This is a genomic window from Actinotalea alkalitolerans (genome assembly GCF_023369855.1).
Taxonomy (GTDB): Bacteria; Actinomycetota; Actinomycetes; order Actinomycetales; family Cellulomonadaceae; genus Actinotalea.
This window is the reverse complement of sequence record NZ_JAMBPP010000009.1, coordinates 76,576-94,149: the sequence shown is the minus strand read 5'-3', so window position 1 is coordinate 94,149 and position 17,574 is coordinate 76,576. Positions and strand designations below refer to the sequence as shown.

Annotated in this window: 11 protein-coding genes; all 11 read left to right on the top strand. The window is 71.7% G+C overall.

What is annotated here, in order from left to right:
* Positions 1-30: 30 nt before the first annotated feature.
* Positions 31-1,287 (top strand): tryptophan synthase subunit beta, encoded by a 1,257-nt coding sequence (gene trpB, locus M1R94_RS12750; RefSeq protein ID WP_374109467.1) that lies wholly within the window; start codon positions 31-33, stop codon positions 1,285-1,287.
* Entirely contained in the window at positions 1,284-2,105 is an 822-nt protein-coding gene (gene trpA / locus M1R94_RS12745; RefSeq protein ID WP_249382082.1) for a tryptophan synthase subunit alpha, read from the top strand. Before trpB ends, trpA begins: the two co-directional genes overlap by 4 nt.
* Positions 2,102-3,013, top strand: a complete 912-nt coding sequence (gene lgt / locus M1R94_RS12740) for a prolipoprotein diacylglyceryl transferase (RefSeq protein ID WP_374109465.1) — start codon at positions 2,102-2,104, stop codon at positions 3,011-3,013. The genes trpA and lgt overlap by 4 nt, the downstream gene beginning before the upstream one ends.
* 183 nt (positions 3,014-3,196) lie before the next feature.
* Positions 3,197-7,756 (top strand): glutamate synthase large subunit, encoded by a 4,560-nt coding sequence (gene gltB, locus M1R94_RS12735; protein WP_249382081.1) that lies wholly within the window; start codon positions 3,197-3,199, stop codon positions 7,754-7,756.
* Complete coding sequence (locus tag M1R94_RS12730; protein ID WP_249382080.1) at positions 7,749-9,239, top strand: glutamate synthase subunit beta; 1,491 nt, start codon at positions 7,749-7,751, stop codon at positions 9,237-9,239. The genes gltB and M1R94_RS12730 overlap by 8 nt, the downstream gene beginning before the upstream one ends.
* A 79-nt stretch (positions 9,240-9,318) precedes the next feature.
* The gene (gene pyk / locus M1R94_RS12725) at positions 9,319-10,743 is read left to right on the top strand and encodes a pyruvate kinase (protein WP_249382079.1); all 1,425 of its coding nucleotides are present in this window, start codon (positions 9,319-9,321) and stop codon (positions 10,741-10,743) included.
* Between the two features lie 159 nt (positions 10,744-10,902).
* Positions 10,903-11,448, top strand: a complete 546-nt coding sequence (locus M1R94_RS12720) for a septum formation family protein (protein WP_249382078.1) — start codon at positions 10,903-10,905, stop codon at positions 11,446-11,448.
* Between the two features lie 38 nt (positions 11,449-11,486).
* Positions 11,487-11,876, top strand: coding sequence for a DUF4280 domain-containing protein (locus tag M1R94_RS12715; RefSeq protein WP_249382077.1), 390 nt, complete (start codon positions 11,487-11,489; stop codon positions 11,874-11,876).
* Between the two features lie 198 nt (positions 11,877-12,074).
* Positions 12,075-12,737, top strand: coding sequence for a Pvc16 family protein (locus M1R94_RS12710; RefSeq protein WP_249382076.1), 663 nt, complete (start codon positions 12,075-12,077; stop codon positions 12,735-12,737).
* 5 nt (positions 12,738-12,742) lie between these two features.
* Positions 12,743-14,965, top strand: a complete 2,223-nt coding sequence (locus M1R94_RS12705; RefSeq protein ID WP_249382075.1) for a carboxypeptidase-like regulatory domain-containing protein — start codon at positions 12,743-12,745, stop codon at positions 14,963-14,965.
* 1 nt (position 14,966) lies between these two features.
* A complete protein-coding gene (locus M1R94_RS12700) occupies positions 14,967-17,573 on the top strand; it encodes a carboxypeptidase regulatory-like domain-containing protein (protein WP_249382074.1) in 2,607 nt (868 codons plus the stop codon).
* Position 17,574 lies beyond the last annotated feature (1 nt).

The following is a 17,574-nucleotide window of genomic DNA, read 5'->3' as shown; positions in this document are numbered from 1 at the left end:
GGCCTGCCCCCGCGGGAGGACCCCTTCGGCATCGACGACGCGCTGCAGGACGCCCAGGACGTGGGTCCGACCCGCGCCGCCGCGGGGGAGGGCCCGTACTTCGGTGACTTCGGTGGTCGTTTCGTGCCCGAGGCCCTGATCGAGGCCCTCGACGAGCTCTCGGCCGAGTACGACAAGGCCAAGGCCGACCCGGACTTCCACGACGAGCTGACCAGGCTGCACCGCACCTACACCGGGCGCCCGAGCATCATCACCGAGGTCCCGCGGTTCGCCGAGCACTGCGGCGGGGTCCGGGTGATCCTCAAGCGGGAGGACCTCAACCACACCGGGTCCCACAAGATCAACAACGTGCTCGGGCAGGCACTGCTGACCCGTCGGCTGGGCAAGAAGCGGGTCATCGCCGAGACGGGCGCCGGCCAGCACGGCGTCGCGACCGCGACGGCTGCCGCGCTCTTCGACCTCGAGTGCGTGGTCTACATGGGCGAGGAGGACACCCGCCGTCAGGCGCTCAACGTCGCCCGGATGCGCCTGCTGGGTGCCGAGGTCGTCCCGGTGACCACCGGCTCGCGGACGCTCAAGGACGCGATCAACGAGGCGCTGCGCGACTGGGTCACCAACGTCGACTCGACCAACTACATGTTCGGCACCGTGGGTGGGCCGCACCCCTTCCCCGCGATGGTGCGCGACTTCCAGCGCATCATCGGTGTCGAGGCGCGCGAGCAGGTGCTGGAGCTGACCGGGCGCCTGCCCGACGTCGTCGCGGCCTGCGTCGGGGGAGGCTCGAACGCGATCGGCATCTTCCACGCGTTCCTCGACGACGCCGACGTGCGTCTGGTGGGCCTCGAGGCCGGTGGCGACGGCGTGCAGACCGGTCGTCACGCGGCGACCATCACCGGGGGTGCCCCCGGTGTGCTGCACGGCGCCCGGTCCTTCCTCCTGCAGGACGAGGACGGGCAGACGATCGAGAGCCACTCGATCTCCGCCGGTCTGGACTACCCGGGTGTGGGGCCCGAGCACGCGTGGTTGTCCTCGATCGGTCGGGCGGAGTACCGCCCGATCACCGACTCGCAGGCCATGGAGGCCTTCCGGCTGCTGAGCCGGACCGAGGGGATCATCCCGGCGATCGAGTCGGCCCATGCGCTGGCCGGTGCCATGCAGCTGGGTCGTGAGGCGGTCGAGGCGGGGGCGCCGGAGACCGTGATCCTGGTCAACCTCTCGGGACGCGGTGACAAGGACGTCGAGACCGCTGCCGAGTGGTTCTCGTTGCTCGACGAGGGGGAGTCGTGACCGACCAGCAGGTCCGTGCCCGCACCACCGAGCGCCTCGAGCAGATCCGTGCCGAGGGGCGGTCGGCCCTGGTGGGCTACCTGCCCGTCGGGTTCCCCGACCTGCCGGGCTCGATCGACGCCGCACGCGCCATGGTCGACGCAGGCGTGGACGTCGTCGAGCTCGGCGTCCCGTACTCCGACCCGGTCATGGACGGCCCGCTCATCCAGCGGGCGGTCGAGCAGGCGCTGGCCGGTGGTGTCCGGGTGCGGGACACCCTGACCGCTGTCGAGGCCGTCGCGTCGACCGGCGTCCCGGTGCTGGTGATGACCTACTGGAACCCCGTGGTCCGCTACGGCGTCGACGCCTTCGCGCGCGATCTGGCGGCGGCCGGGGGGGCCGGTCTGATCACGCCCGACCTGATCCCGGACGAGGCGGGTGAGTGGATCGAGGCCTCGCAGGTGCACGGCCTCGACCGGGTCTTCCTGGTCGCGCCGAGCTCGACGCCCGAGCGGCTCGCGATGACCGCCCGGGCGACGCGCGGGTTCGTCTACGCGGCGTCGACCATGGGCGTGACCGGAACTCGCGGGAGCGTGGGCGCCCACGCCGAGCAGCTGGTCGCGGACACCCGCGCAGCGGGCGCCGAACGGGTCTGCGTGGGCCTGGGGGTCAGCAACCGGGCACAGGCCGCCGAGGTCGCCGCCTACGCCGACGGGGTGATCGTGGGCAGCGCACTGGTCCGTCCGCTGGCTGAGGCGGACTCGCCGGCCGAGGGTCTGACCGCGCTGGCGGCCGTCGTGAAGGACCTCGCCGCCGGTGTGCGAGGGGAGGCCCGGTGAACGCCGTTCACCAGCTCCTGCCGCTGCTGGGAGGGGGTCTGCTCCCCACGGAGATCCCCAGCCCGTCGCAGTCCGTCTGGTACCTCGGGCCCTTCCCGCTGCGTGCCTACGCCCTGGCGATCATGGCCGGTATCGTCGCGGCCCTGTGGCTCACCCGCCGCCGGTGGGCCGAGCGCGGTGGCGACCCCGACACGGTGCTCGAGATCGCCTTCTGGGCGGTGCCCTTCGGCATCGTCGGAGGGAGGATCTACCACGTCGTCTCCTCGCCCGCGGCCTACTTCGGGCCTGACGGTGACCCGATGAAGGCCTTCGCCATCTGGGAGGGTGGCCTGGGGATCTGGGGAGCGATCGCCCTGGGTGGGGTCGGGGCATGGATCGGTGCACGGCGTCAGGGGGTGCGGTTCGCCGTCTTCGCCGACGCCGTCGCGCCGGGTCTGCTCGTCGCGCAGGCCATCGGGCGGCTCGGCAACTGGTTCAACCAGGAGCTCTTCGGTGGGCCTACCGACCTGCCGTGGGGTCTGCGGATCGACCCTGCCGGGCCTTCGTTCCCCGACGGGTACCCACCCGAGACCCTGTTCCACCCGACGTTCCTGTACGAGATGCTCTGGAACCTCGCCGCGGCCGCCCTGATCATCTGGCTCGACCGGCGGTACCGGATGGGGCACGGCCGGGTGTTCTGGCTCTACGTGCTCACGTACACGGTGGGACGGCTCTGGATCGAGATGCTCCGGATCGACCCGGCCGAGCAGGTGCTGGGCCTGCGCCTGAACGTCTGGACGTCGATCGTGGTCGGCCTCGGTGCGCTGGTAGCCTTCGTGCTGGTCGGACGTCGACACCCCGGACGCGAGACCACACCGCAGCTGCGGGCACCGGCCGACCAGGAAGCCGACGTCCCCGACCCGCACTGAGCGTGACGGCCCGCCGTCCCCTGTCTCCCCGCCCGCGACGCGTGAGAAACTTCACGTGTCCCGGTCTAGGTGGCCGGGGAGCCACCCGGGTATCGTCGCGACGCTTGGGCCGACGTCGTCCCGGGGTAGTCAGAACAACACGACCCGGGCAACCTTGCCTGGGCACAACGAGGACGGTGGACGATGAGCCAGCCGGTCCTGCGCACCGCGCCGGCCGCACAGGGTCTGTACGACCCTTCGAGCGAGCATGACGCCTGTGGTGTGGCCTTCGTGGCCACCCTCCGAGGCACGCCGGGACGAGACATCGTCGACGCGGGTCTGACTGCCCTTCTGAACCTCGACCACCGCGGCGCGGTGGGTGCGGAGACCGACAGCGGCGACGGTGCGGGGATCCTGACCCAGATCCCCGACGCCTTCGTGCGGGACGTGGTCGCGGCCGAGCTGCCTCCTGCCGGCCACTACGCGATCGGCATGGCCTTCCTGCCGACCGACGACGACGCGAGGGACGAGGCCGTCACCGCGATCGAGAAGCTCGTGGTCGCCGAGGGTCTGGAGACCCTCGCGTGGCGGGACGTCCCGGTCACCGCGGGCCTGGTGGGCCCCACGGCACGGGCGAGCATGCCGGTCTTCCGGCAGCTCGTGGTGGCGGACACCACGCGCGAGCTCAGCGGCGTCGAGCTGGACCGGCGGACCTTCCGTGTCCGCAAGCGGGCCGAGCACGAGCTGGGCATCTACTTCGCCTCGCTGTCTGCGCGCACGCTGACCTACAAGGGCATGCTCACCACAGCGCAGCTCGAGCCCTTCTTCCCCGACCTCTCCGACCCGCGGTACGCGAGCGAGATCGCCCTGGTGCACTCGCGGTTCTCGACCAATACGTTCCCGTCGTGGCCGCTCGCGCAGCCCTTCCGGCTGATCGCCCACAACGGTGAGATCAACACCGTGCGCGGCAACCGCAACTGGATGGCGGCGCGTCAGAGCACCCTGGCCAGCGAGGTGCTGGGAGACCTGGACCCGCTGCTGCCCATCTGCACCGACGGTGGCAGCGACTCTGGGACCTTCGACGAGGTCCTCGAGCTGCTGCACCTGGGCGGGCGGAGCATCCCGCACGCCGTGCTGATGATGGTGCCCGAGGCGTGGGAGAACCACGCCGAGATGGACCCCGACCGCAGGGCCTTCTACGAGTACCACGCCTCGCTGATGGAGCCGTGGGACGGTCCCGCGGCGCTGACCTTCACCGACGGCACGCTGATCGGGGCGGTGCTGGACCGCAACGGGCTGCGCCCGGGCCGGTACTGGGTGACCCAGGACGGCCTGGTCGTGCTGGCGAGCGAGACCGGTGTGCTGGACCTGGACCCCTCGACGATCGTGCGCAAGGGTCGGCTCGAGCCGGGCCGCATGTTCCTGGTGGACACGGGTGCGGGGCGCATCATCGCCGACGACGAGATCAAGTCCCAGCTCGCGGCGCAACGTCCCTACGCCCAGTGGGTCGCCGAGCACTCGGTGTTCCTCGACCAGCTCCCCGAGCGTGAGCACGTGCAGCACAGCCCTGCCTCGGTGCGCCGCCGGCAGCGGGCCTTCGGGTACACCGAGGAGGAGCTCAAGATCCTCCTCACCCCGATGGCCTCGACTGCGGGCGAACCGCTCGGTGCGATGGGGTCGGACACCCCGATCGCGGTGCTCTCGGCCCGACCGCGTCTGCTCTTCGACTACTTCACCCAGATGTTCGCGCAGGTCACCAACCCACCGCTCGACGCCATCCGCGAGGAGCTGGTCACCTCGATCGGTGGGGCGATCGGTCCTGAGCCGAACCTCCTGGCCGACGTGCCCGAGCACGCGCGCAAGCTGATCCTGCCGTTCCCGGTGATCGACAACGACCAGCTCGCCAAGGTGGTCCGGATCGACCGTGACCCCGCGCTGGCGGGGATCTTCCGCTCGGAGATCGTCCGCGGGCTGTACCGGGTCGACGGCGGGCACGAGGCGCTGCTGGCCCGGCTCGAGGAGATCTTCGAGCAGGTCGACCGGGCGATCGAGGCCGGGGTCAGCTTCCTGGTGCTCTCCGACCGCGACTCCGACGGTGACCTGGCGCCCATCCCCTCGCTGCTGCTCTCGAGCGCGGTGCACCACCATCTGCTGCGGCGCAGCACGCGGACCCGGGTGAGCCTCGTGGTCGAGGCGGGTGACGTGCGCGAGGTCCATCACGTGGCACTGCTCATCGGCTACGGCGCCGCGGCGGTCAACCCATACCTGGCCATGGAGACTGTCGAAGGTCTGGCCCGTGACGGCTCGCTGGGCGAGATCTCGCCCGAGAAGGCGGTCGCGAACCTGATCAAGGCGCTCGGCAAGGGCGTGCTCAAGGTGATGAGCAAGATGGGCATCTCGACCCTCGCCTCGTACCGCGGGGCGCAGGTCTTCGAGGCCCTCGGGCTCGCGCAGGACGTCGTGGACCGGTTCTTCGCAGGTACCACGAGCCGGCTCGGCGGGATCGGCCTGGAGGTCATCGCGGCCGAGGTCGCGGCGCGTCACGAGGACGCCTACCCGGCGAGCGGGAACCCGCAGGCCCATCGTCGCCTCGCCGTCGGCGGGGAGTACCAGTGGCGCCGGGGGGGCGAGGAGCACCTCTTCGACCCCGAGACGGTCTTCCGCCTGCAGCACTCGACCCGGACCCGTCAGCTCGACGTCTTCCGGCAGTACACCCGTCGGGTGGACGACCAGGCCGCGCGACTGCTCACCCTTCGGGGTCTGCTGACCTTCGCCGAGGGTGTGCGGACCCCCGTCCCGCTCGAGGAGGTCGAGCCGGTCAGCGAGATCGTCAAGCGGTTCAACACCGGGGCGATGTCCTACGGCTCGATCTCGGCCGAGGCCCACGAGACGCTCGCGATCGCGATGAACCGGCTGGGTGGACGCTCCAACACCGGCGAGGGCGGCGAGGACGTCGAGCGCCTGCACGACCCGGAGCGCCGCAGCGCGATCAAGCAGATCGCCTCGGGACGGTTCGGCGTGACCGCCGACTACCTCACCAACGCCGATGACCTGCAGATCAAGATGGCGCAGGGCGCCAAGCCCGGCGAGGGCGGGCAGCTGCCGGGCAACAAGGTGTACCCGTGGATCGCCGCGACACGGCACTCCACGCCCGGTGTGGGCCTGATCTCCCCTCCGCCGCACCACGACATCTACTCGATCGAGGACCTCGCCCAGCTCATCCACGACCTGAAGAACGCGAACCCCGCTGCCCGGGTCCACGTGAAGCTGGTCAGCGAGTTCGGGGTGGGCACCGTCGCGACGGGTGTCTCCAAGGCGCACGCCGACGTCGTCCTCATCTCGGGTCACGACGGTGGCACGGGCGCCAGCCCGCTGACCTCGCTCAAGCACGCCGGGACCCCGTGGGAGATCGGCCTGGCCGAGACCCAGCAGACCCTCGTGCTCAACAACCTGCGCGACCGCATCGTCGTGCAGGTCGACGGCCAGCTGAAGACCGGTCGCGACGTCGTGGTCGGTGCGTTGCTCGGCGCCGAGGAGTTCGGCTTCGCGACCGCACCGCTGGTGGTCAGCGGCTGCATCATGATGCGCGTGTGCCACCTGGACACCTGCCCGGTCGGCGTCGCGACGCAGAACCCTGAGCTGCGGGCCCGGTTCACCGGCAAGCCCGAGTTCGTCGAGACCTTCTTCGAGTACATCGCCACCGAGGTGCGCGAGTACCTCGCCTCGCTCGGCTTCCGTTCCATCGCCGAGGCCGTCGGTCACGTGGAGTCCTTGGACACCCGAGCAGCGGTGGCGCACTGGAAGGCCGAAGGGCTGGACCTCGGCCCGGTGCTCGCTCGGCCCGAGCCGGCGGACGGCTCGTCGCTGCATCGCACGACCAGCCAGGACCACGGTCTGGACAAGGCCCTCGACAACCAGCTGATCACCCTGGCCCAGGATGCGCTCGAGCGTCGCGAGCCGGTGCGGATCGCCTTGCCGGTGCGCAACGTCAACCGGACCGTCGGCACGATGCTCGGCCACGAGGTCACCAAGCGTTTCGGCGCCGACGGGCTCGCGGACGGCACCATCGACGTCACCCTGACCGGTTCGGCCGGGCAGTCCTTGGGGGCCTTCCTGCCGCGGGGGATCACGCTGCGGCTCGCGGGGGACGCCAACGACTACGTGGGCAAGGGTCTCTCGGGCGGCCGCATCGTGGTCCGCCCCGACCACGCGTCGGTCCTCTCGGGGGAGAGCGACGTCATCGCGGGCAACGTCATCGGCTACGGGGCGACGTCGGGGAGCATCTTCCTGCGCGGCGTGGTGGGCGAGCGGTTCGCGGTGCGCAACTCCGGGGCGACCCTCGTCGTCGAGGGGGTGGGCGACCATGGCTGCGAGTACATGACCGGTGGCACGGTCATGGTGCTGGGGCGGACGGGCCGCAACTTCGGTGCGGGGATGTCCGGTGGTCAGGCGTACGTGCTGGACCTGCGCCCCGGTGCCGTGAACGGCCCGGCGCTGGCCTCGGGCGAGCTCGCCCTGACCGCCCTGGACGAGCAGGACGCCGTCGTCGTCGAGCAGCTGCTCCGTGAGCACCACGAGGAGACGGGTTCGCGGCGCGCCGCGGAGCTGATCGCCGACCTTCCCGCTGCTCTGGACCGGTTCACGAGGATCATGCCGACCGAGTACCAGCGCATGCGGGCCAGCCTGGCCTCGGCGAAGGACCAGGGGCTCGACCCTGCAGCACCGGGGGTGTGGGACCACATCCTGGAGGTGTCGCGTGGCTGACCCTCGGGGGTTCCTCAAGGTGCGGGACCGCGAGCTCCCGCCGAGCCGTCCGGTGCCTGTCCGGCTGATGGACTGGCGCGAGGTCGTCGAGCATCGGTCGACCCTCGACCCGGACGGTGGGCACGAGCACGACGTCATGCTCAAGCAGCAGGCTGGGCGATGCATGGACTGCGGGGTCCCCTTCTGCCACACCGGCTGCCCGCTGGGCAACCTCATCCCCGACTGGAACGACCTGGTCTGGAAGGGGCAGTGGGCCGAGGCGAGCGACCGGCTGCACGCGACCAACAACTTCCCGGAGTTCACCGGACGCATCTGTCCGGCGCCGTGCGAGACCTCGTGCGTGCTGGGCATCAGTGAGCCGCCCGTGACCATCAAGAACGTCGAGGTCGCGATCATCGACGAGGCCTTCGCCCGCGGGCTCGTCACCCCGCAGGTCCCGTACTTCCTGACCGGCAGCACGGTCGCCGTGGTCGGGTCGGGACCGGCCGGGCTCGCGGCCGCCCAGCAGCTCACCCGGGCCGGTCACACGGTCGCCGTGTTCGAGCGGGACGACGCGATCGGTGGGCTGCTGCGGTACGGCGTGCCGGACTTCAAGCTCGAGAAGGTCCACATCGACCGGCGGATCGAGCAGATGCAGGCCGAGGGCACCCGGTTCCGTCCCGGTGTCGAGATCGGCAAGGACATCACCTGGACCGAGCTGCGTGCACGGTACGACGCGGTGGTCGTGGCCACCGGGGCACCGGTCCCGCGCGCCCTGAAGGTGCCGGGGGCGGGCCTGGCGGGCATCCACCCCGCGATGGAGTTCCTGCACCAGGCGAACGCGGTCGTGGCCGGGCGTGAGGTGGCCGACCAGATCGTGGCGACCGGCAAGCACGTGGTCGTGATCGGCGGCGGCGACACCGGTTCGGACTGCCTGGGCACCGCGCTCCGGCAGGGTGCCGCCTCGGTGACGACCCTGGCGATCGGTGTGCAGCCGCCCACCGAGCGACCCGAGAACGAGCCCTGGCCCACCGATCCCGTCCTGTACGAGGTGTCGAGCTCGCACGAGGAGGGCGGCGAACGCACCTACCTCGCCTCGACCGTGGGCTTCGTCGGTGACGAGGACGGCGCCGTCCGGGCCCTCCGGGTCGCGACCACGACCTACCTGCCGGACGGCCGTCGGGTGCCCACCCAGGGGACCGAGAAGGACATCCCGGCCGACCTCGTGCTCATCGCCATGGGCTTCACCGGCCCGGAGACCGAGGTGCTGGTCGAGCAGATCGGCACCGACGTGACCGGCCGTGGGTGGATCGCCCGGGGCGAGGACTACGCGACGTCGGTGCCCGGGGTGTTCGTGGCGGGTGACGCCGGCCGTGGGCAGTCCCTGATCGTGTGGGCCATCGCCGAGGGCCGGGGTGCCGCCGCCGGGGTGGACGCGTACCTGCGGGGACGCACCGAGCTCCCCGTCCCGGTGACACCGAGCACGCGACCGCTACGACCCTGAGGGCCGACGTCGGCTCTACAGGCACGCCACGGGTTGGACGGGACAGAAGGTCCCAGGCCCCAGGACATAGGCTGGAGACATGCGTAGAGCGAAGATTGTGTGCACGATCGGACCCGCGACCGAGTCGCCCGAACAGATCCAGGCCCTGGTGGACGCCGGGATGGACGTGGCGCGGCTGAACCGCAGCCACGGTGACACAGGCGTCCACGAGGCCGTCTACCACAACGTCCGTGCCGCGGCCAAGGCCTCAGGCCGGGCCGTGGCGGTGCTGGTCGACCTGCAGGGCCCCAAGATCCGGCTGGGCCGGTTCGCCGAGGAGAAGGTCGAGCTCACCGAGGGCGACGTCTTCACGATCACCACGCGGGAGGTGTCCGGCACCAAGGAGCTCGCCTCCACCACGTACAAGGGCCTGCCGGGAGACGCCAAGGTCGGCGACCGCATCCTCATCGACGACGGCCGCGTGGCCGTGCGGATCACCGCGGTCGAGGGCACGGACGTCGTGACCCGCGTCGAGGTCGCCGGTCCGGTGTCGAACAACAAGGGCCTGAACCTGCCGGGTGTCGCGGTCTCCGTGCCGGCCATGTCCCAGAAGGACGAGGACGACCTGCGGTGGGCACTGCGGATCGGTGCCGACATCATCGCGCTGTCCTTCGTCCGCTCTGCCGAGGACTACGACGACGTCGCCCGCATCATGACCGAGGAGGGCCGGACGGTCCCGGTCATCGCCAAGGTCGAGAAGCCTCAGGCCGTGGACAACCTCCAGGAGATCGTCGACGCCTTCGACGGCATCATGGTCGCCCGCGGTGACCTGGGTGTCGAGCTCCCGCTCGAGCAGGTGCCGATCGTCCAGAAGCGCGCGGTCGAGCTCGCCCGTCGCGCCGCCAAGCCGGTCATCGTGGCCACCCAGGTGCTCGAGTCGATGATCTCGGCACCGCGGCCCACCCGCGCCGAGGCCTCGGACTGCGCCAACGCGGTGCTCGACGGTGCCGACGCGGTCATGCTCTCGGGCGAGACGAGTGTGGGCGACTTCCCGATCGAGGCGGTCCGCACCATGGCCCGCATCATCGAGAACACCGAGGAGCACGGGCGCGAGCGGATGGCCCCGCTGGGCACCTCGCCGCAGACCCGCGGTGGGGCGATCACCCGCGCTGCCGCCGAGGTGGGCGAGACCCTGTCGGTCAAGTACCTGGTGACCTTCACGCAGTCCGGTGACTCGGCCCGGCGCATGTCGCGCCTGCGCTCGGCGATCCCGCTGCTCGCGTTCACCCCGGAGACCCAGGTGCGCAACACCCTGGCCCTGACCTGGGGCGTCAACACCTACGAGGTCCCCGAGGTCGCGCACACCGACGCGATGGTCATGCAGGTCGACCAGACGCTGCGGGCGCACGGGCTGGCCGAGGAGGGCGACCGTGTGATCATCGTCTTCGGTGCACCGGTCGGCGTCCCGGGCACCACCAACTCGCTGCTGGTCCACAAGATCGGTACCGAGGCGCACAAGCGCTGAGGCACGAGCAGCGGCAACGCTGACGACGAAGGCCCCGGGAGCGATCCCGGGGCCTTCGTCGTCCCTGCACGGCGTGCGCTGCCGTCGAGGCGGGGCGCCGGCGCAAGTACCGCACAAACTACTGAGGGAGTTCGCGCGAGCGGCGGCTAGCGTCGGGACGTGCACAGCGAGTCAAGGATCGACCATCCGCCGCGCAGCCACGCCCTGCGCGGGACGGCGACGTCGAGCGCCCCGATCGCCGTCCTGCGTCTGACCGCGGCGGCGATCGGGGCGGCAGGCCTGCTCACCGGTTGCTCGCTCTTCGGCGACGCGACCGTCGAGACCGTGTCGGTGCTGGACGTCGAGGTGGGGGACTGCGTGCTCGCCCCCGAGGAGATCACCAGCGAGGTCGCTGACCTCCGACGGGTCGCCTGCTCGGAACCGCACGAGCAGGAGGTCTTCGCGCTGGTGCCCTACACCCAGCCCGACGGCTCACGGCCCGACAGCTATCCCGGCGACGCGGTCCTGGTGGCGTTCGCCGACGGTGCGTGCATCGAGAAGTTCCGGGAGTACACCGGGGTGGACTACCGGGACTCGGACCTGTTCTTCACCTACCTCCTGCCCTCGGCCCGCGGCTGGGAGCAGGGCGGTGACCACGACGTGACCTGTTTCATCACCACGACCGGGGCGCAGACGTCGACCTCGGCGCGAGGCACCTCTCTCTGACCGGAGAGGCGTCGTGACCCGCAAGGAGGGACCCGTCGATGGGCAAGCCCGCAGTGACCGCGACAGCACTGATCCAGTGCAGCTTCGGCCTCGCCCCGGCAGCGCTGACCGTCCTCCCGCTCGCCCGGGTGATGATCGAGGGGAAGCCCGCCGCGAGCATCGCGGACGGCGCACCGATCATGAACATCCCGCCGTTCGGGATGTGCAGCAGCACCTCCAACCCGATGGTCGTCGCAGCGACGGCGGCCGCCCTGGGGGTGCTGACCCCGATGCCCTGCATCCCCGTCACGACCCCGTGGGTCGGCGGTGCGGTCACGACCATGATCGGCGGGAAGCCCGCACTGACGGCCGGGGCCACCACCACCTGCGCCTACGGCGGTGTCGTGCAGGTCGTCAACCCCGGGTCGGTCCGGACCACCGAGGGCTGAGAACCGGACCCCCGCCAGGGCCCTCGAGCCGTCACCTCGGCAGGCCCGCGGAAGATCGGTAGGGATTACCGATGCTGCGCACCCGCACGGCTTCGTAGCCTCGACAAGGCCTGCAGGGGTCCGTGCTGCCCGCTGCCCACGACCCGACGCCGGGCCGCGAGGACCGGGCGCCGCACGACGGAGAAGGGAACACCGGTTGTGCTGATCCCCGCCGTCGAGGACGGGCTCGAGAGCTATCTGCGTGCCGCCCTGCCGCTGTCGCACGAGGTGGGCGACATCTCCTTCGAGGCGCCGTCGGGCACCTGGGCCGCCCAGGTCAACCGGGTCACGGTCAACTGCTTCCTCTACCTGGTCTCCCGCAGCCCCCTGCCTCCGCGGCCCGGCTCCTCACGACCGGGGGCCGAGGGCGGCCTCGAGCGTCGGGCGCCGTTGCCGATGGTCCAGCTGTCCTACCTGGTCAGTGCCTGGGCGGGCAGCACCCGCGACGAGCACCTGCTGCTGGGTGATGTGCTGACGCGCCTCATCGCCCAGCAGGTGCTACCGCCCGAGCACCTGAGCACCCCGCTGTCCTCGAACGTCCAGCTCACGCTCGCGGTGGACGAGGTCAACCGGCCACGCGACCTGTGGGGCGGTCTGGGAGGCAACCTCAAGGCGTCGTTCACCCTGCTGGCCACGGTCGCGAGCGACGCCTACGGCTGGGAGTCCGCGCCCCGGGGTGTCAGCTCGATCGAGGGCATGGCCACACCCGTCCCACCCACCGCGGCGGTCTCCCGCCCCGGGACGGGGGACACCTCCGGGCTGCGGTCCCGGCGCGACGCCGACGGCGTGCTGCGCTCGACCGTCGCTGACGGAGGGGCGTAGCGACCATGAGAGTGCTCAGCACGGTCGACGTCCTGGACGTCGCCCCGGGAGGGGCTGGTGAGATCCCGCTCGAGGTCGTGAACACCGGGACGGTGATCGACGGCGTCACCGCGCACGTGCTGGGTCTGCCGGTCGACCTGGCGACCTCGCGTCCGGCTGTCCTGCCGTTGTTCCCGGACGCGACCGGGCACATGGTGGTCCAGCTCGACCTGCCGAGCACCTTCCCGGCCGGCACCCACCCGGTGACGGTCCAGGTCACCGGTCAGGTGCCGGGGGGCGACGTCGTCCACCACGACGTCTCGGTGGTCGTGGGCAGTCGGCCCGACCTCGCGCTGGCCGCCTCGCCCACGGTGATCCGCGCCCGCAGGCGGGCCACCTTCGAGGTGCAGGTCCGCAACCAGGGCAACGTCGCGCTGGACGTGGCTCTGCGGGCCAACGACAGCGACCGCACCCTGCAGTGCGCGATCACCCCGTCCACCGTGAGCGTCGAGCCTGGGGCGACAGCGCGCTGCGCCGTGCAGGTCAAGGGTCCCCGCCAGCTCGTCGGCGGTGACCGGGACCGGCCTCTGCGCGTCGAGGCGACCGCGCTCGACCAGCACGAGGTGGTCTCGCTGGTACTCCGGCAGCGGTCGCTGCTGAGCCGTGGTCTGCTCACCGCCCTGGTGCTGCTCGCGATCGTCGGTGTGTGGGCGGCGATCTTCCTGCTGGGGATCCGGCAGGTCCTCGGCTCCGAGGCGTACACCAAGTCCGCCCCGCCGTCGTTCTTCGCCGCGACCTCGGACCCGGCCGACGGCGCAGCGGGCGTTCCCGGAGCGATGCCCGCCGGGAGCGTCTCACGGGACGGGGTGCTGGCTGCAGGGGTGGGGGGGACCCTGGCCGGCACGGTCCTGGCGCTCAGCGACGGGGAGGGCGTGGGCCGGATCACGGTGGAGGCGTGGCGGACCGCCGGGGACGGCAGCAGGGCAGTGGTCGGCTCGGCGGCCACCCAGGAGGACGGCACCTTCGCGGTCGCGGGCATCTTTCCGGGCAGCTACCTGGTGAGCTTCCGTGGCGAGGGCTACGAGACCGTCTGGTACCCCGCTGCGACCGGTCCTGCCGACGCCGCACCGGTCTTCGCTGTGGGCCAGACGGTGACCGACGGGGTCGACGTGACCGTCTCGGGTGCCCCCGCGACCATCCGGGGCACGGTGGACGTCGGCGACGTCACCAGTCCGGTGGTGGCACAGGTCGTGGCGCGCGCGATGTGGGACCGCGAGGACGAGTCATCGGCGCAGACCGTCGAGGCGGCACCGGACGGCACCTACGTGCTCGCGGGCCTTCCCGCACCGGGCACCTACGAGCTGACCTTCACCGCCGAGGGCTACCTGCCCACCACCACCACCGAGCACGTCGACGGTGGCCAGGAGCGGTTCGCGACCACGGTGGATCTCGGTTCGGGGACGGGGCAGATCAGCGGCACCGTGACCGACGGCCGGCTGCCGCTGGGTGGCGTCGAGGTCTCCACCACGGTCGACGGGACGGACGTCGTCGTGGGCACCCCGACGGTGGGGATGGTCGGAGCCTTCGTGATCCCTCTCCTTCCCACCCCGGGCACCTATGTCGTGACGTTCACCAAGGAGGGGTTCACGCCTGCCACGGTCGTGGTGGACCTGTCCGCCGGGGGCGTGCGCAGCGACCTGGTGGTGGCGCTCGGGGGTGGCGCAGGGACCGTGACGGGCAGGGTGCTGGCCACCGACGGGACGGGGCTGGGTGGCGCGAGCGTCACCGTCGGCGGCGGGCCCAGCACCGTGCAGGCCACGAGCCTGACCACGGGCACCGTCGGGGCCTTCACCCTGGCAGGACTCGAGCCCGGTCTCTACTCGCTCACCGCGACGCTCGCCGGCTACGCGCCGCAGAGCGTGGCGGTGGACCTGACCGGCGGCACGACGGCGCCGGTGGCCGTGACGATGCGCCCCTCGTGGGGCACGGTGCGCGGGGTCGTGCGAGATGCCGCGGGCGCTGGTGCCTCAGGTGTCGAGGTGCAGGCCACCGACGGCAGGCAGGTCTGGACGACCATCTCGACAGCGGTGGCCGGCAGGTCGGCGGGTGACTACGTCTTCGCCCAGCTCCCGCCGGGCACCTACGCGGTGACGCTCTCGCGGTCCGGCCGGGTCGTGGAGACCGCCGTGGTCGCCGTGCAGGCCGGTGGGTCGGCGAGCCAGGACCTGCGGCTTCCGGCGGTGCGCTGAGGTGAAGATCGATCTCGAGCCGCGTCGCCTGGCAGCGAGCGTCGGTGAGCCCTCGGTGGTCGTCGTCACCATCACCAACACCGGTGAGGTGATCAGCGGCTATGCGGTGCGCCTGCTGGGAGCCGACCCGGCATGGGTGCGGGTCGACGATGCCGAACCGACCCTCTTCCCGGGGGAGTCGGCCGTGGTGACCGTCCGGATGGACCTGCCCGTCGGGCTGCCCGCGGGTGAGCGTCGGATGGCCGTGCAGGTGCGCGAGCTCACCGCCCCGGAGCAGACGGCCGTCGAGGAGGTCGTGGTCGACGTCGCGGGATCGCGCCGCGTCGAGGTGCGGCTGGACCCCTCGGTCGTCACCGGGGGCCGCCGCGGGGTCTTCGGCGTGGTGATCGAGAACAGCGGCAACACGATGGTCGGGGCCACCCTGGTCGGCAGCGACCCCGAGCGCAAGATCACCTTCACCGTCGACCCGCCCCGGTTCCTGCTCAGCCCCGGTGAGCACACCGTCGGAGAGCTCCGGGTGACGGCCCGACGTCGGCTCTTCGGCTCACCCGAGCCGCGTGCCTTCGAGCTGCGGGTCCACGAGCAGAAGGCACCCACCCGGCGCCGGGTGGACGTCATGGCCGGCGGTGCCCCTGCGCCGCCGCAGCGCCCGACCACGGCTGACCCGGGTCTCGACGCGGTGCCGGAGGGCACCCGTCCGGACGCGATGGGTGTCTTCATCCAGAAGCCCGTCTTCAGCCGCGGACTGCTGGCGATGCTCGGCCTTCTGCTGGCGGTCTCGATCTTCGCCGTCGTCATCACCACGGCGTTGCACAGCGTGGTCAGCAGGTCGGCCGCGGACCGGGACCTGGCCCTGCAGGTCGCCCAGGCCCGCGACGGCGGCTCGCTCACCGGGACCTCCTCCCTGGGTGGGCGCGTGCTCCTGCTCTCGACCGGGGAGGGCGTCGAGGGGGTCACCGTGGAGACGTTCGACGAGGGGGACACCGCCGCCCCGGTCGCCACGGTCGCCACCGACGAGGACGGTTCCTTCGGCCTCGGTTCGCTGCCCGCGGGGACGTACAAGCTGCGGTTCCGCGCCGCGGGCTTCGACGAGGTCTGGTACCCGGCCGCCGCCACCGACGCCGACGCCGAGGCCGTCGAGGTCTCCGCGGGTCAGGGGCTGGGCGACCTGACGGTGCTGGTCGGGGGGGTGCCCGCGAGCGTCTCGGGGACCGTCGTGGGGGACGACGTCGCAGGGGCGACCGTCCGGCTCGAGATGCCCCTGGACACCGCGCCGCTGCTGGGACAGGTGGGTGCCGAGCCAGGGGAGGCCACCGACACCGCGACGTCAGGGGCCGTGGTGCGCAGCGTCCCGGTCGGTGGGGACGGCACCTTCGACCTCACGCAGGTCCCGTCGCCGGGGGTGTACGACCTGGTCACGGCCAAGGTCGGGTACAGCACGCAGGTGCAGCGGATCGACGTCGCCGCGGGGGAGAGCAGGTCCGGTGTCGAGATCCAGCTCCTCGACGGCGACGGCTCGATCTCGGGCACGGTCACGGGCACCGCGGGGCCCGTCGGCGGCGCCTCGGTGGTGGCCACCTTCGGGGACAAGCAGGTGAGCACCGAGTCGCTGACCGTGGACGACGTCGGGTCGTTCACCCTGCGCGGTCTGCCCACGCCGGGCACGTTCACCGTGGTGGTCGGTGCCGACGGCTTCGCGCCGGCGACCCTCAACCTGAACCTCGCGGCGGGGCAGCAGCTCACCGGGGTCTCGGCGACCCTCGGTGCCGCCGCCGGCACCCTCTCGGGGACGGTGACGGCCCCGGGCGACGGTGGTGGCGTGACCGTCACCGTGAGCGACGGCGCGACCACGCGGCAGACCGTGACGCAGAGCCAGGGGCCGGTGGGCTCATGGGCGGTCTCCGGGCTGCGCATCCCCAGCACGTACACGGTGACGTTCTCCCGCGAGAACCTCGAGTCGCAGGTCCTGTCGATCAGCGTCGACGGCTTCGGCGGGGTGACCACGGGGGCGCCCAGCGCGTCGGCGGTCGACGTGCGCATGCGCCTGTCGACGGCCCGGCTGTTCGGGACGGTGCGGCAGAGCGATGCGGGCGGTGTGATCGTCGGCCCTGCGAGCAACGTCCAGGTCGTGGCGAGCTCGGGGCAGGCGCAGTTCGTAGTGACCTCGGCCTCGACCCCGGCGTCCTCGGCGGGTTCGTTCGTCCTGGAGGGCCTGCCACCGGGGACCTACACGTTGACGTTCAGCCGTCCGGGGACCCGTCCGACGTCGTCGATCGTGACCCTCGTGGCGGGTCAGGAGCAGCGGGTCGACCCGGTGCTCGTCTCGCCGGCGAGCATCAGTGGGCGGGTCCGCCAGCTGCAGGCCCCCACGGTGGGGGCGATCGTCGACCTCTACCGGGCGGATCAGTACGGCACGGCGGCACCACCGGTCGCGAGCGTCCGCACCGACGGCGAGGGTCGGTACGTGCTGGCTGACGTCGACGCACCCGCCTCCTACATCCTGGAGGTCAGGTACTCCGCGAGCGGCGCACCGGTAGCCACCTCGCGGCCCCTCACGGTGCAGGCGAGCGACCAGGTCGTCAACGACTTCGACCTCCCCGGCCACTGAG

Coding starts and splice junctions, on each gene's coding strand:
- M1R94_RS12715 (WP_249382077.1), top strand. CDS start 11,487: ATGGGCAAGCCCGCAGTGACCGCGACAGCACTGATCCAGTGCAGCTTC.
- M1R94_RS12705 (WP_249382075.1), top strand. CDS start 12,743: ATGAGAGTGCTCAGCACGGTCGACGTCCTGGACGTCGCCCCGGGAGGG.
- gltB (WP_249382081.1), top strand. CDS start 3,197: ATGAGCCAGCCGGTCCTGCGCACCGCGCCGGCCGCACAGGGTCTGTAC.
- pyk (WP_249382079.1), top strand. CDS start 9,319: ATGCGTAGAGCGAAGATTGTGTGCACGATCGGACCCGCGACCGAGTCG.